The sequence below is a fragment of the Streptomyces mutomycini genome (assembly GCF_001700505.1).
Classification (GTDB): domain Bacteria; phylum Actinomycetota; class Actinomycetes; order Streptomycetales; family Streptomycetaceae; genus Streptomyces; species Streptomyces mutomycini.
This window is the reverse complement of record NZ_MAPV01000029.1, coordinates 13,404-28,685: the sequence shown is the minus strand read 5'-3', so window position 1 is coordinate 28,685 and position 15,282 is coordinate 13,404. Positions and strand designations below refer to the sequence as shown.

Annotated in this window: 12 protein-coding genes; 5 read left to right on the top strand and 7 right to left on the bottom strand. The window is 69.3% G+C overall.

Annotated features, from left to right (window positions below; genetic code table 11):
- Nucleotides 1-17 precede the first annotated feature (17 nt).
- The 7 genes from BFF76_RS04245 to eccB form a co-directional block, all read right to left on the bottom strand.
- Nucleotides 18-317, bottom strand: a complete 300-nt coding sequence (locus BFF76_RS04245; RefSeq protein WP_031100409.1) for a WXG100 family type VII secretion target — start codon at nucleotides 315-317, stop codon at nucleotides 18-20.
- 63 nt (nucleotides 318-380) lie between these two features.
- Nucleotides 381-755 (bottom strand): WXG100 family type VII secretion target, encoded by a 375-nt coding sequence (locus tag BFF76_RS04240; RefSeq protein WP_031100407.1) that lies wholly within the window; start codon nucleotides 753-755, stop codon nucleotides 381-383.
- A gap of 76 nt (nucleotides 756-831) precedes the next feature.
- Nucleotides 832-2,091 carry a S8 family serine peptidase gene (locus tag BFF76_RS30915; RefSeq protein WP_078958791.1) on the bottom strand — a complete coding sequence of 420 codons (1,260 nt, stop codon included), beginning with the start codon at nucleotides 2,089-2,091 and terminating at the stop codon, nucleotides 832-834.
- A 25-nt stretch (nucleotides 2,092-2,116) separates the two neighbouring features.
- A complete protein-coding gene (locus BFF76_RS04230) occupies nucleotides 2,117-3,841 on the bottom strand; it encodes a TrbL/VirB6 family protein (protein WP_065847224.1) in 1,725 nt (574 codons plus the stop codon).
- Entirely contained in the window at nucleotides 3,841-4,293 is a 453-nt protein-coding gene (locus tag BFF76_RS04225) for a hypothetical protein (RefSeq protein WP_031100402.1), read from the bottom strand. The genes BFF76_RS04230 and BFF76_RS04225 overlap by 1 nt, the downstream gene beginning before the upstream one ends.
- A 185-nt stretch (nucleotides 4,294-4,478) precedes the next feature.
- Complete coding sequence (gene mycP, locus BFF76_RS04220; protein WP_065847222.1) at nucleotides 4,479-5,720, bottom strand: type VII secretion-associated serine protease mycosin; 1,242 nt, start codon at nucleotides 5,718-5,720, stop codon at nucleotides 4,479-4,481.
- An 11-nt stretch (nucleotides 5,721-5,731) separates the two neighbouring features.
- Complete coding sequence (gene eccB / locus BFF76_RS04215) at nucleotides 5,732-7,264, bottom strand: type VII secretion protein EccB (RefSeq protein ID WP_031100397.1); 1,533 nt, start codon at nucleotides 7,262-7,264, stop codon at nucleotides 5,732-5,734.
- Between the two features lie 183 nt (nucleotides 7,265-7,447).
- On the opposite strand from eccB, the gene eccE reads away from it, so the two are divergent.
- The 5 genes from eccE (at nucleotide 7,448) to BFF76_RS04190 (ending at nucleotide 15,281) form a co-directional block, all read left to right on the top strand.
- Complete coding sequence (eccE, locus tag BFF76_RS04210) at nucleotides 7,448-8,788, top strand: type VII secretion protein EccE (RefSeq protein WP_053929048.1); 1,341 nt, start codon at nucleotides 7,448-7,450, stop codon at nucleotides 8,786-8,788.
- Nucleotides 8,785-9,495, top strand: a complete 711-nt coding sequence (locus BFF76_RS04205; protein ID WP_031100393.1) for a hypothetical protein — start codon at nucleotides 8,785-8,787, stop codon at nucleotides 9,493-9,495. The genes eccE and BFF76_RS04205 overlap by 4 nt, the downstream gene beginning before the upstream one ends.
- Nucleotides 9,496-9,579: 84 nt before the next feature.
- The gene (locus tag BFF76_RS04200) at nucleotides 9,580-9,813 is read left to right on the top strand and encodes a DUF397 domain-containing protein (RefSeq protein ID WP_031100392.1); all 234 of its coding nucleotides are present in this window, start codon (nucleotides 9,580-9,582) and stop codon (nucleotides 9,811-9,813) included.
- Nucleotides 9,814-10,186: 373 nt separating this feature from the next.
- Complete coding sequence (locus tag BFF76_RS04195) at nucleotides 10,187-13,207, top strand: SCO5717 family growth-regulating ATPase (protein WP_065847220.1); 3,021 nt, start codon at nucleotides 10,187-10,189, stop codon at nucleotides 13,205-13,207.
- A gap of 196 nt (nucleotides 13,208-13,403) precedes the next feature.
- Nucleotides 13,404-15,281, top strand: coding sequence for an ABC transporter substrate-binding protein (locus BFF76_RS04190; protein ID WP_065847218.1), 1,878 nt, complete (start codon nucleotides 13,404-13,406; stop codon nucleotides 15,279-15,281).
- The last annotated feature ends 1 nt before the right edge of the window (nucleotide 15,282 follow it).

The following is a 15,282-nucleotide window of genomic DNA, read 5'->3' as shown; positions in this document are numbered from 1 at the left end:
CTGTTCACTGTCGAGATCTACTCGAAGTTGGCCCTCGCCCGCTTGTCGCCGCCCTGGTAGGCCGCGCCGGCGTCGCGCACCTTGCGGGAGATCTCAGTCAGGGCCGTCTGAATCGCCGTGGCGTCACGGTCCCAACCGGCCTGCGCCGCGTCGTACGCCGTCTTGGCCTCGCCCACCCAGAGTTCGGACGCACTGGCAACCACTCGCTTGATCGCCGCGAGGTCCTCCTGAAGCTGCCTGCTCTGCCGGTCGATGTCACCAGCGGCCTGCTCCAGGCTCGAATAAGTGACAACCATCGTGCCGTCGTTGGTCGGCATACGGTCCTCCAGTTCAATCTAGTTCGATGTGATGGTCCGTACGTGGTACGGCTACCGCAAGGCTCAGAGGGAGTTGAACGCCGAGGGCGGAGGGGTGATGGCCGCGGTCTTGGCCTCCGCACCGGCCGAGTAACCGTCGACGACGTCGACGCCCTGAAGGGCCGCCTTGATCTCGTCTTCGGTGTTGCCCGAGATGACGCGGGCCGCCTTGATGGCTTCCTGGAAGTTGGCCATCCGGACGGCGATGTTGCCCATCCTCCGGTTGATTTCATCCTGCTTGCTGTTGAAGGCCGTGGCGCCAATGCCCCTCCAAGCGCCTTCCAGGCTGTCGATCGTCCCCTGCAGCGTCTTGATCTGGCCCCTCACGGATTCGAATCGCGTGGAGAGCTCGCCCTCGATCTTGATGAGCGCATCATCTGAAAGCTTCTGATCTGCCATGGTGCTGGCATCCTTTCTGGTGCTCTTGTACGGTCCGGCGTCACCGCCGGGGGTGCATATGAGGAACTGCGGTCAGTCAGGCGGTACGGCGCTTACGAATGAGAGCGAAAGCACCGCCGCCGAGTACGAGCACTACTGCCACTCCGCCGAGGATCAGGCCCAGTTGACTGCCGTCGTTCTTCTCAGTGCTGGAGCCTGCCATGGAAGCGTCCTGCGCCTTGTCCTTCTTCTCAGGCTGTGACGAAGCTGATGCGGAAGCGGCCGGCGAGGCCGTGGAGCCGGACGTCTTCTCCTTGGTGAGAGGGCTGATGTCCGGAGCGCCGGGAGTTCCCTTGCCCTTGAGGATGTTGACGGCGGGGCGAATGATGCCGTGACCGAGGTAGTTGCTGAGCGTGCCCTTTTCCCAGTCGCCTCGCCCGGCCGTGTCGAAGAGGACGTTGAGGACTTGGTTCGCTGTCCAGTCGGGGTGGGCGGACCAGATCAGGGCAGCGGAAGCCGAGGTGATGGCCGTGGCCTGGCTGGTGCCGCCGTTGGAGTCGCAGTACTTCTCAAACTTCGAGTCGCACCATGTTGGAATTCCATCTCCTGGCGCCGCAATATCTACAGTGTCACCATGTTGGGAGTAGGTGGAGACCTTGCCGCTGCTATCAGTCGCAGCGACACCTACGACCTGCGGGTACGAAGCGGGAAACCCTTCCTTGTTCCCCTTCTTCGCGTTATTCCCGACTGACGCGAATAGCAGCTTTCCCTTACCTTGCGCGTACTCCACAGCTTCGCGCTCTTCGGAGGTTGGGAATTCACTACTAAACGACATACTGATGATCTGCGCCTCACTTTCTGCTGCAGATCTGATCGCATCTCGCGTGTCGTACGCGTTCACGGACTTTTGGTTCTGTAGAGCTGTGTCGGTAATTCGGAAGGGAATAATCTTCGCCCCTGGAGCAAGACCCTGCAGGCCTCCCCCTTTTCCCGTTCCTGCGATCAGCTCAGCCATGGTGGTGCCGTGTCCGCCATTGTCGTCGTACTCGTCACCGTCGGTCCCCGAGGCATCGAGCCCTTTGAGGACCTGCCCCTTCAGAGACGGCGTCAGAGGGTTGACCCCCGAGTCGATGACAGCAACTTTGATGCCTTCTCCTGTGGTCGTCTTCCACATCTCTTCGGCATGCATGGGCTCGAGATACCACTGCTTCGACTGCACGTCCTCAGCGATCGCAGCCGGAGCAGCCCCTACGAATCCCACACTCCAGGCAGCGGCCGCGGCCAGCATGCCGAGCAGACGCCCTCGCAATCCGAGAGGTACACGGCGCTTACGGGTCTGGCTCATTCCTGCTGTCATCCTGACTTCCGAACCTTCCCTATACCTACTCGATCACCGGCGGAGCGGTGTCACGCCGGCCGGCCTCCCACGTCTCTCTGTCCTCCGTCAGGTAGTCCGGGCGTGGGGTGCCGTCGTCCTGGTCTTCATCCCTGGAGTCCTTGCGGCCAGCTGGTCCACGCACGAGGCCGGCCCCGCCGACGGTGAAACCCTTCGCGCCTGCACCGGAACCCACACCACCGCGGGGTGTGCCGACGACGCCCTTGGTGCTGGGAGTGCCTCGCCCACCAGGGCGGGACGCGCCGGCCGTGCTGCCAGAGCCGACGACGCCACGCTGACCGACCGTGCCGGCAGGGCCGCTGGTCCGTGCAGCTCCGCCTGCTCCGATGACCGTGCCGCGCGGGACACCGCGAGCTCCCGCAGACGTACCCGCGCCTGGAACGGGGCGCTGCGGGGTCCCGCCTACGATGCCGTTCGCTCGGCCGGCACGCGGGCCGGTGGTTCCAGACGTACCGGCAGGGCCTGATGCCATGGGCCTGCCACCGGTGATCCCCGCCCGACCGGCAGTGGGAGACTGCGGCCCGCCACCCGGACGTGCGGCGTTTCCTGGGGTAGACCCTCCACCCATGGGTGCGGGACGCCCCACGGGAGATCCGGCGCGGCCGTTTGCCACCGGGCCGCTCCCTGTTCGCGCGCCGCTGTTCCCAGGCTGGCCAACAGTTTTGGACGCGCCTGCGGCTGATTGAGGTCCCCGCGAACTGCTTTTCACGGGGTTCACGAACCCGGTCGCCATGGGAGGAGTAGTAGGGCCTCCACTGGGTGCGGGGGCCGTAGTCGGTGCCGGAGAAGGTGTATTCGGGGCGGTCACCGGGGATGGAGGCGCCGCGACGCTGTTGATCTCCGTCGACGTGCCCCTCTCGGGAACAGCCGCCACCGCCGCGGGGGTTTCGTAACCACGGCTGTTCGCCACATGTTCCTGGCCGGCGGCTACCGCAGGCCCAGCCACATTTCCGGAGCCACCCCTGCCTGCCGCCCCGGCTCCTTCCGCCGCGCCCTCCGTCCCAGAGGGCGCGTCGTAGCCCTGCGGCCGCGGCATCGCAACATCGAGCTTCTTCTCGAACCGCGGCGGCTCCTGGGCCGCCAGCCTCTCCTCCGAGACCGCGTAGTACGACGCCAGCCGGCTTGCCTGGTTGATGGCCTCCTGGCGGTCCTTCTCGACCTTCAACGCCGCCGCGTACTCCGCGTTGCCCTCGGTCCGCTTCGGGAGCTCGATCTCGTCCGGTGACTTGCGGACTTGGCGGGTATCACGAGGCGGAAGTGATTTGCGCACCGAAGCGAGGCCCGTGCCCGCGACCGTGATCTGTGTCCCTGCCACATCCGCGAAGTCGCCCAGCTTCTCGGCATGGGTGACCAGGCCACTGCCCCAGTCGCGGAAGGCGGTTCCGGACTCACCTTCCCAGTCGACACCCTTGATGAAGTCGCGCAGTTCCCCCGCCGCTTTCTTGATTGCGTCCCGGGCCTTCCACAGCGCCTCACCCGCCTCTTCGAGCTGCTCCGGCTGGGAGTTCTCGATCAGGTCGATCATCGAGTTGATCTGGTGGTTCTCGAAGGAGGTCCGTCCCGAAGACCCGGCGCCTCCGGAGAAGAGTCCGCCCAGGCCTTCCCGCACGGCACGGCTGATGTCCGTCTGACTCATCTGGATCTTGACCGCGGCCTCGTCCTGCTTCTGCTGTTCGGCAGGAGTCAGTTCCGGCTGCTTCTCGTCACTCATCAGCTGTCACCCAAGTCGTCGTAGGCAGAGCCGGTCTTGCTGTCGGAGCGCGGCTGTTCGGGCTTGCCCGACCTCTCCTCCTGCGCCCGCTCCTGCTCCTTGTACAGACGAGTCTGGATCTCGTGGAAGCGCCGCCGCGTGTCGTCGTCCACGTTGTCGAAGCCGACCGCAGCGGCGTGCACGCCCAGGTTGAGGTACTCGATCTGGTCGCCCAGAGACCTGGAGAGCGTGACGAGTGACTCGTGGACACGGTTGTACTGCGTGAACAGCCCATCCGCTTCCGCGAAGCATGTGTTCTGGCCGCTGAAGGCGGTGCGCGACACGGACTGTGCCGCGACCTTCGACTTCCCGGCCGCCGAACTCTCGAGGTCTGCCAGCAACGCGTTCACGCTCTTCTGGAACTTTTCGAGGGCCCCTACGCCCTTTCGGAGATCCCCTTTTCCTTCACCCACGTTGCTGCCTCTCCCCGTGTCCCCGTTTGCTCAGCCCGTTTCGCGTTGCTATCGCACCCGCGTGAACATGACTGACCCCATAGCATCACTGTAGCCAATGGCACTGACAGGACCAACTGTCTTGTCCATGACGTAACTTCCCCCACATCGACGCCGGTCGCGGTCGCCGGTACAGGTCCCGCGCATCACGCGCCGCCCGGTCGTCCCTGCCTCCGCCGCCCGTCGCGCACGGCCACGGACGCACCCGCGATGGCGGCGACCAGCACTGCTCCGCCCACCACCACGTACGTCGCGAGCCGGGCGTTGCGTTCGTCGGCGGTCTCGCCCAGATGGATCGCGGCAGGGACCGGTGCCTTGCCCCTGCTCACTCCTTCGTGTGCCACCGGCTCCTCGATGGGCTTGTCGTCCTCGGTCAGTGCGCGTACCGGGTCGACCACGCCCCAGCCGACCAGGTGGTCATGGCCCGCGATCGAGCGTTCCGCCGTCTGCTCGATCTGCGCGACGATCTGCTTCTGCGTCCAGTCCTTGTGCTTGGCCTTGATGAGCGCCGCGACTCCCGCGACGTACGGGGCCGAGAAGCTGGTGCCGTTGTCGGAGCAGTGTCCCCCGCCGGGAACCGTCGAGATCATGTCCACGCCCGGTGCCGCCACACCGACGAAGTCGCCGGACTGTGAGAAGGCCGCCCGTTCGTTGTTGCGGTCGGAAGAGGCGACGGCCAGGACACCGGCGAACGAGGCCGGGTAGGTCTTCTTGATGTTGCCACCGAGCCCGTCGTTGCCCGCCGAGGCGACGATCACGATGTCCTTGGCCAGGGCGGCGTTCACCGCCTGCTGCAGCTCGGGCGCGGGCTTCACGGCGTTGGCCGTGTCCTGGGAGATGTTGATGACGTCGGCGTTCGCCTGCCCGGCGGCGTAGTCGATGGCCTGCGCCAGTGTTTCCGCGGTCCCGTGACCCTCGGCGTCGTTCTGCTGGATCGGGATGATCGTCGCGTCGGGTGCCAGGCCCGTGAAGCCGGTGCCCTTCATCTCGCGCGCGGCGATGATGCCCGCGACCTTGGTGCCGTGGCCGACCACGTCGGTGGTGCCGTTCTCCTTGCCGCGCTCGATCTTGGTGCCGTTCTCGTCCTTGAGGTTCTTGTCCAGGAGATTGCGCCCGCTACCGGCGTCCACGGCCTTCGTGAGCTGAGGGTGCTTGACGTCCACGCCGGTGTCGATGACCGCCACGCGTACGCCCTTGCCGGTGGACTGCTCCCACAGCTCGTCCATCAGCACGCGTTGCAGTGCCCAGGGCCGCCCCGTGTAGTTCTTCGAGGGGAAGGTGCACTGGGTGGCGTCGTCCGCGGCTGCCGGCACCACCGGCACCGTGACGAGGAGTACGGCGGTGGCGGCCGCGGTTGTCAGCAGACGCCGGGAGGGGGTCGTGGTCACGTCGTCGCTCCTCACGAACCCTGCGGCTGGCGCGCGGCGCCGGTCGACAGGCGAGGGCCCGTCGGCAGGAAGGTGGACCAGGCGGCGGGGACGGGCGCGGGGTCGACGTCCTTGTACCCGAGCTGGATCTGCGCCTGCTGCGCCTCCTGCTGAGCTTGTTCCCGCTCCTTCTTCGAGCCGGACTCACCGATGCCCGAGTCGTCCTGCACGCTGTCGCCGTTGGACTGCATCGCGTAGCGCAGACCGGTGTCGGTCACCAGGAAGAGCGGGCCCGACTGGGGGCTGGCACCCTTGAACTGCCGGAAGAGCTGGCCGGATCCGGGAGTGACGTAGGCGCTGCTGGAGCCGGTGGGCAGCGTCGCGGGGAAGCCTGTGCCCGCCCAGGTGCTGAGCGTGCTGGCGCCGGTCTTGTCCGAGACGCCGCGCAGGACGTTGCACACGGTGTTGCGGCTTCCGCTCGCCGTGCTCGCGGAGTTGACGGTCGCCGGCCTGCTCGTGGGCCAGTCCCTCTCCTGCCCGAACGCCTCACCGGGCTCGAACGCCGCGGCGCTGACGTTCTTCGCCTTGCCGTCCTGATTCAGCTTTACCAGGGGGCGGCTGTTGAGCAGGAGCTTGGCGACGAAGTCGGAGACCGGGGCCACCCTGCCCTGCAGGACCACGTACTGCTGTGTCCTGGTGCCGGCCGTAGCCGCGAGGACCATGCCCACCTTGTTGTCCGCGGGCTGCAGATCCCCCGGAACACCCGCGTCGGTACCGGGGACCCCGTCGATGACCGGGAAGCTGACGGGGTCGCCGGTGTGCAGCGTGGCGAGCCAGTCGGCGGTCACCCGCTGAGGGGTGGGGTTCTGGTCGACCAGGGTGCGCAGCAGCAGTTCGTCCTTCTCCACCGCGTACGCCTTGCCGGTGGCGTCCACGATGTAGCGGGTCCTGTCCGGTCCCGGGCCCTCGACGTACATCAGCTCGCCGCCGCGCAGCTTCCCCGTGCCCTCGGTCTTCTTCTGCTCGCGCTCCGCGAGGACGAACGCCGCCTTCTGGATGGCCCTGCCGCCCTCGCCGGGCCGCTCGCAGACGGCCCAGCGCTTCGCGGAGCCCGCTTCGGTCTTATCGGGCAGGCGGTCCGGGGCGTAGGGGATGCCGAGCGTCGCCCCGTGCGGGATCTTGCCGCTGTCGAGGACCGATTCGTCGACGTTGACGACCGTGCCCTTGTCCGGGGCCAGGAGCAGCTTGGCGCTGGACATGTTCAGTACCGGGTGGAGCTGCGTCTTGCCGTCGGTCGTCAACACCACGTAACGGGTGGTGGACTTGCTGGCGATGATGACGTTCTCGTACGGGGTGTCCCACTTCTGGGGTGCGACGGGCTTGAACATGCCCCAGGCTCCGAACACCGCCAGGACGACCACACCGACGATCGCTCCCGGCACCACCGCGCGAAGGGGACGCGGGGCGCCCTCTTCCGTACCGGACGGGTGGGGCTGCAGGAACTGTGCGACCAACCTCCGCTTCGCGAAGGTGTAGGCATTGAGTTCGTCCCGCCGTGATGCCATGTGCGCGCTGCCCCTTCTCCCCAGTGGGCGACCAGGTTCCCACACCCCTCGCGGACCGCTGCCCCCGACCGGGACCCCTACTATGCCTGTTGGCACTTGGCTCTCATCGCTCAGGTAGGGTGATCGCCCGATCAACGCCCGTACAAAAAACGGTGAATACGGACACGAGGGGGCAACGCGGCGATGGGTGCAGCTACGGGGGAGCGCACGAGGCGGTCCGCCCAACGAACACCCGGATCTTCCCGGCGGCAACGCAGCAACGGGCCGGGCGGCGCAGCTCCCCACAGTCCCGCGGACGCCCCCGCGGCGACCACGCTCCATTCGATCTCCAGGAGCGGTCGCGTAGGGCCCGCACTCCGGCAGTTGGTGCTCGTCGAGGCGGCTCTGGCGGTCGGCGTGGTCGGCGCCGCGCTGGGCGGTGCCTGGCTGATCCCCGCCGGCGTGATCGCCTGTCTGCTGATCCTTCTCGCGGTGGTGCGCCGCCGGGGCCGGGCCGTGCAGGACTGGCTGTCGACGGTGTCGTCCCTCCGCCGTCGCAGGCGGACTGCCGAGGCACCCCCTGCCGAGACGGAGCCGCAACTGGCACCGGTGGCGGAGAACGTGCCGGGATTCGCTCCCTTCATCCATGTGGACGGCGCCCGCCGCACGGTGGGCATGGTCGGGGACGGCACGTTCCTGACCGCGGTCGTACGGGTCGAGGCGAGCGGTGAGTCGCTCCGTCAGGCGATGGGGGCCAGGGCTCTTCCCCTGTCACTCCTGGGCGACGCGCTCGCGGTGGACGACATCGTGCTGGAGTCCGCGCAGCTCGTGCAGCAGGTACGGCCCGCTCCCGCCCCGCACCTGCCGGAGCGTTCGGTTGCCCGCCTGTCGTACGCCCCCCTCCAGGACCGGGCCGGGGCGCCGGCTCTGCGGATGACCTGGGTGGCGGTGAAGCTGGATCCGGAGCTGTGCCGGGAGGCCGTGGAGGCCCGCGGTGGTGGAGTCGGAGGCGCCCAGCGCTGTCTGGTGCGGGTCGCGGACCATGTGGCGAGCAGGATCACCGGCGCCGGGTTCCGGGCGACGGTGCTGGACCAGGAGGAGCTGAACTCCGCCGTGGCCACGTCCGCGTGCGCCAGCCCCATCCTGTCGGCGCGTGCCGGGCGTCCGGACGCCGCGCCACAGCGGCGCACGGCGGAGACGACGCGGGTCTGGCGCTGCGACGACCGCTGGCACACCACGTACGCGGTGGACCGCTGGCCCGAACTGGGCCGGGGGGCGACTCCGCTCCCGCGGCTCGTCGCGCTGCTGACCTCGGTGCCCGCGTACGCGACGACCTTCAGCCTGACGGTGCGCCGAGGCGCGCACCAGGGGCACGTGTCCGTGCGTGGACACGTACGGATCACCGGCGGTAGCGACACCGAACTGGTCGGTGTACGAAGGACGTTGGAGCAGGCCGCACGGCATGCGGAGGTCGGGCTCGTACGGCTGGACCGTGAACAGCTGCCGGGCGTACTCGCCACGCTCCCGCTGGGAGGCGCGCAGTGACGAAGCACATCGCTCCGAGGCGGGGTCTGCTGGGCCCCCGCCACGCCGGCCACACACTGGCCGCGGACCACCTGGGTGCGCTGTCACTGCCGGTGGGCGACGACGGCGTGATCATCGGTGACGACGCCGAAGGCCACCCGCAGATGATCGGGTTCCACCGGCCGGCACCGTACGATGTCCTGCTGATCGGCGGCCTGTGGACCGCGCAGGTGCTGGCGCTGCGCGCCGCGGGTACGGGTGCGCGGGTGGCGGTCGAGACGGGCCGTACCCAGGCGTGGACCACGCTGGCGCAGGCCGCGGGCGCCGGTCTCGAGTGCATCTCGCTCCATGACGTGGGGCGGGTTCCGCCGACCGGAGCGACCGTGGGCAGCCCGGTCGTGGTCGTGCGCGACTGCGGCATGCGTCCGCCGCGCGGCCGTGTGGTGTCCTCGCCGTGGCAGTCGGTGCTGACGCTCCTGCCCTATCTGAGCCCGGTGGCACCGCGGTTGATGCGGGCAGCGACGCTCGTGGGCATCCAGCGGGTGTCACCGGCCGAGGCGGAGCAGATCGGCCGGATCCTGGGGCTCGCGCGGGCCGAGAGCGAGGCCCTGCCCACCCTGGCGGACGGTGTCACCCTCTGGGTGGCGGGCCGCGAACGCCACTGGGTGATGACAAGCGCTACGGACGTCGAGACCGGACTGCTGGGCACCGCGCGCAGGATGGACTGAATCCTGTCTCGTTTGCACCCCGGAACGCGCCGCCATTCAGGATCATGGCGATGAACGACACGGTTCGACCGAAGGGACGTGCGCATGGGCACCCAGCAGGAAAAGGACGAGCTCTACGCTCTCGACATCTCGGATGCCGAGTGGCTGAGCGCACCCGGTACCGAGGACGCCGAGGAACGGGTGGAGATCGCCCACCTCCCCGGGGGTGCGGTCGCCATGCGCTCCTCGCTCGACCCCGGGACGGTGCTGCGCTACACGGAGGCCGAGTGGCGCGCGTTCGTACTGGGCGCGCGGGACGGTGAATTCGACCTCAAGTAGGCGGGTGCGCAGTGCGGGGGCGGCTGTCCGGGACGGCCGCCCCCGCGCTGTGTCCTGACGCGTCCCTGGCTGCTCCCTGGCGCGTCCCGCACTGTGACCCGGCGCGTCCCGGGTGCGACAAATGGCCCGTTCCATCACGTTCTCCCTCCGTGCTCCGCTCGACGGCTGGGTGTGATCCGAGGGACAGTTGCCGCTGTGCGATACGGCCTGCCGCAGTGCGCCCCGCGGCGATTAGGGTGGGTAGGGACACGGCGGAGGAACCTGCGGGCAGGCGCCGCGCGTCGCAAGGGGGAGAGCCGGGCGGACCGGACTGCCGGAACGGTCGCCCCCACCCATCACGGCACAAGGGTGCTCGACCACACCAGGAGGCAAAGTGAACGGCGATCGGGACGAGATCAACGGGGGATGGAACACGCCCGTCGACGAGTCGTCCGACGCGGATCCCGCCGAGATGACGGGTGAGTTCACCATCGACTACACCCCGCCCGCCTGGTACACGCAGAACGCGCCGGGTGACTCGTCGGGTGGAGCGGGCTCGCACCTTGCGCCGCCTCCGCCGCAGGGGGCGCCGCTGTCCGTACCGGGGCCGCCGGCCTCGGGTGGCTTCGAGCGCGGCTGGCCGCCGGTTCCGGCAGCACCGTCCGAGGCATCTTCCGCCGCCTCGTCGGAGCCGCCCTCGCCTTCATTCACCCCCGCTCCCCCGGTCCCGGCACCGCCTGCGGCGGGCTCCGGTCAGCCGGACGCGGCGAGCGGCGCGTTCGGCGGCGGCGACGTGGAGAGCGGCGCCACCATGCGCTTCTCCCCCGCCGCGCTGAAGCAGGAGATCGCCGAACGCGAGGCGGCCAGGGCCGGGGCCGCACCCACGACGTCGGGCTCCGGCGATCCGGCCGGGCCGCCGGACGCTGCCGCCCCATCCGGGCCGGCAGCCGCAGAACCGGCCGGTCCGGTGAACGACAGGGGCTCCGAAGGGAGCGACGGCGCGGACTCCCCCGAACCGGACGCGGCGGAGCCGGACGCGGCGGAGCCGGACGCGGCGAAGAGCTCCGTGGCGGACGCGACGGAAGACCCCGTACGGACGTCCGCCGACGACCCGGAGACGGACGGCGAACAGGCCTCCGGCCAATCCGACGTACCCGTGGCCTCCGTGACGGACGCGGCGCCCAAGGACACACCCCAGGACGCACCGACCGGTACGCCGCCCACGGTTACGCCGCGGACCGGTACGCCGCCCACGGTTACGCCGCAGGCCGGCGCAGCGCCGGCGGACGTGCCCCGGAGTCCGAGTCCCGTGCCGTCGAACGCACCGGCCCCGTGGACACCGGCGCCGCCCCCGCAGGGCGCCCTCCCTCCGCTGCCGCCCGCCTTCCAGCCGGCCGCGCCGCAACCGGGCGCGCCGCAAGCCGCGCCGCAGTGGCCCGCACAGCAGCCCCCTCCGGCTGCCGGAGCACCGGGGGGCTACGGATTCCCTCAGGGCCCGACACCGCCGCCCGCACAGCCGTCCCCGCCTGCGCCCCAGCAGCAGGTTCAGCCCAACACGCCTGCCCAGCAGGGAGGTTACGGGTTCCCGCAGGCGCCCCAACAGCAAGGCGGTTACGGGTTCCCGCAGGCGCCCCAGCAGCAGTTCCCCGCCCAGGGCACGCCCCAACAGCCCCCGGCGGCACAGCCCCAGGGCGGTTACGGGTTCCCGGCCCCGCAGGCCGGCCAGCAGCAGCGGTTCCCGGCGCAGGGGGCCCCGCTCCCCCCGCAGATCCCGCAGCAGCCGGCCCATGGCACCCCGAACCTGCCTGCCCAGCAGCAGCAGCAGCGGCAGCAGCAGCAGCAGCAGCAGCAGCACGAGGCCTACCAGGCCCAGCCGCCTGCACCGCAGGCCCCGCCCGTCGATCCGCGCACCGGTTCCGCCTGGCCGACGCCGGTCACCCACGACCAGCGCGAGCGCTCCGTGCCGGGCGCCCCGCTCGGCTACACGGCCGCCGTGGAGCTGTCCTCGGACCGGCTGGTCCGGGGCAAGCAGAAGGCCAAGAGCAGCCGCACCCCGTCGGCCGCCTCGCGCTTCAAGCTGGGCGGGAAGAAGGAGGAGGTCGAGCGGCAGCGCAAGCTGGACCTGATCCGCACGCCGGTGCTGTCGTGCTACCGGATCGCGGTGATCAGCCTCAAGGGCGGTGTCGGCAAGACCACGACGACCACCGCGCTCGGCTCCACCCTCGCCACCGAGCGGCAGGACAAGATCCTCGCCATCGACGCCAACCCGGACGCCGGCACGCTCGGCCGGCGGGTGCGCCGCGAGACCGGGGCCACCATCCGCGACCTGGTCCAGGCGATCCCGTACCTCAACTCGTACATGGACATCCGCCGCTTCACCTCGCAGGCGCCGTCCGGTCTGGAGATCCTCGCCAACGACGTGGACCCGGCGGTCTCCACGGCCTTCAACGACGAGGACTACCGCCGGGCGATCGACGTCCTGGGCAAGCAGTACCCGATCATCCTCACCGACTCGGGCACCGGCCTGCTCTACAGCGCGATGCGCGGGGTGCTGGACCTCGCCGACCAGCTGATCATCATCTCGACGCCGTCCGTCGACGGTGCCTCCAGCGCGTCCACCACGCTCGACTGGCTGTCGGCGCACGGTTACGCGGAACTGGTGCAGCGTTCCCTGACCGTCATCTCCGGTGTCCGCGAGACCGGAAAGATGATCAAGGTCGACGACATCGTGCAGCACTTCGAGACCCGCTGCCGGGGCGTGGTGGTCGTGCCGTTCGACGAGCACCTGTCGGCCGGCGCCGAGGTGGACCTCGACATGATGCGCCCGAAGACCCGCGAGGCCTACTTCAACCTCTCCGCGCTCGTCGCGGAGGACTTCCAGCGGGCCCAGCAGCAGCAGGGACTGTGGACCGCGGACGGCACCAGCCCGCCACCCCAGTTCGCCCCGCCGATGCCCGGTCAGCAGACGCCCGGGCAGCAGCAGTACGCACCCCAGCCCCAGCCCGGGCAGCCGTACCCGGGTCAGCCGTACCCCGGGCAGCAGTACCCCGGACAGCCGTACCCCGGGCAGCAGCCGTATCCACCCCAGCAGCCGCACGCACCCGGTGGGCAGCAGCCGTACGGGGGACAGCAGCACTACGGTGGGCAGCAGCCGTACGGGGGACAGCAGCCCCCGCCCCATCAGGCCGCCGCCGCACCGCAGCAGCCGTACGCGGGGCCGGGTGCGGGGAGCAACGGCTGGCAGCAGCAGCCCTCCCAGGCACCGCCCGGCGGGGGCCCGGCCGGACCGCCTCCGCCGCCCGCGCAACACGATGGCCAGGCACATCAGCCAGGACAGCCCGAACTGCGAGGACCGGTTCCGCCGTCGGGCCGGCAGCAGCACCCTCCCCAGCCACCGCCGGCGCCTCAGCAGTAGGGCCGGAGAGGTCTGAACCAATGAGGGCCCGCACCGTGTACACGGTGCGGGCCCTCATCGCATTCCCGCAGACCACACGCGGTTTGGCGGACCGTTGACGCGACCCGACGGCGCTGATAGACCTTCGCTTCACCAGCTGGCGAACCAGAGATCTGCCCGCCTTCACCATGCGAGTAATGACGCGAGGTCACCGTCCATGGTCACAAGATTCCCCTCACGTTCCTTCCGCCCCCCAGGCCGCCGCCTGCGTATCCTCCTCGCCTCCGGAGCCGCCGCCCTGGCCCTGGCCGCCGGATCGGTCGTCCTCGGCAGCCCCTTCGGCCCCTCCCCGCAGGAAGCGCAGGCCGCCGACGGGAAGTCGACCCTCACGGTCGCGGTCGCGCAGAGCGTCGACTCCCTGAGTCCGTTCCTCGCGCAGCGGCTGGTGTCCACGAGCATCCACCGCCTGATGTACGACTACCTCACCAACTACGACGCCAAGGACAGCCGCACGATCCCCGGGCTCGCCACCGAGTGGGAGACCTCGGCGGACAAGCTGACGTGGACGTACACCATCCGGTCGGACTCGAAGTGGTCGGACGGCGAGAAGGCCACCGCCGAGGACGCGGCGTGGACCTTCAACAAGATGATGACGGACGAGGGCGCCGCCACCTCGAACGGCAGCTTCGTCGGCAACTTCAAGAAGGTGACGGCGACCGGCCCGGACAAGCTGGTCATAGAGCTGAAGCAGCCTCAGGCCACGATGACGGCGCTGGACGTGCCCATCGTCCCCAGGCACGTCTGGGAGAAGGTCGGCGACTTCTCGAAGTTCAACAACGACACGAAGTTCCCCGTCGTCGGCAACGGGCCCTTCATCCTGACGGACTACAAGGTCGACAGCTACGTGAAGCTGAAGGCCAACAAGGACTTCTGGCGCGGCGCCCCCAAGTTCGACGAGCTCGTCTTCCGGTACTACAAGGACCAGGACGCGGCCGTGGCGGCCCTCCGAAAGGGTGAAGTCTCCTTCGTCGCCGGAAGTCCGAGTCTGACGCCCGCGCAGGCCGAGTCACTCAAGACCACCGACAACATCAAGGTGAACGACGCCCCCGGCCGGCGCTTCTACGCGCTTGCCACCAACCCCGGCGCACGGACCAAGGACGGCCAGAAGTTCGGCGACGGGCACCCGGCGCTGCTGGACCAGAAGGTCCGCCGGGCGCTGTTCATGGCCGTGGACCGCACGGCCATCATCGACAAGGTCTTCCAGGGCTACGCCATGGAGGGTGAGGGCTACATCCCGCCGCGTTACGGCTCGTACTTCTGGAAGCCGACGGCCGGGCAGAAGCTCGCCTACGACCCGGCGAAGGCCGCTGCCCTGCTCGACGAGGCGGGCTACCGGAAGAACAGCGCCGGCAAGCGGACCGGCAAGGACGGCAAGGCGCTCGACTTCCGCATCCTGTGCCACGCCACGGACCCCAACGACAAGGCCATCGGGAAGTACCTCCAGGAGTGGTGGGGCGATCTCGGCATCGGTCTGAAGGTCGACTGCCTCGACAACGTCTCGGACCCCTGGTACGCGGGTGAGTACGACCTCGCCTTCGACGGCTGGTCCGTCAACCCGGACCCCGACTTCGTCATGTCGATCCACACCTGCGCTGCGCTGCCCGCCAAGGCGAAGGAGTCCGCGGCGACGGACAACTTCATCTGCGACAAGCAGTACGACGAGCTCTACGCGAAGCAGCTGGCCGAATACGACCCCGCCAAACGGGCCGACCTCGTGAAGCAGATGGAGTCGCGGCTGTACGACACGGGATACATGAATGTCATGGCGTACCCGAATGCCGTCGAGGCCTACCGGACCGACCAGATCGAGTCGATCACGACCATGCCCTCGGACGCGGGCAACATCTACGGTCAGGACGGTTACTGGAGCTGGTGGTCGGCTGTCCCGGCCGACGGCGCGTCGGGCGGCTCGTCCGGCGACGGCGGCAGCTCCACCGGGGTCCTCATCGGTGTCGGTGTCGCCGTAGCCGTCCTCGCCGGTGGCGGGCTGCTGTTCGCCATGCGTCGCCGTTCCACCGCGGAAGACCGTGAATAGC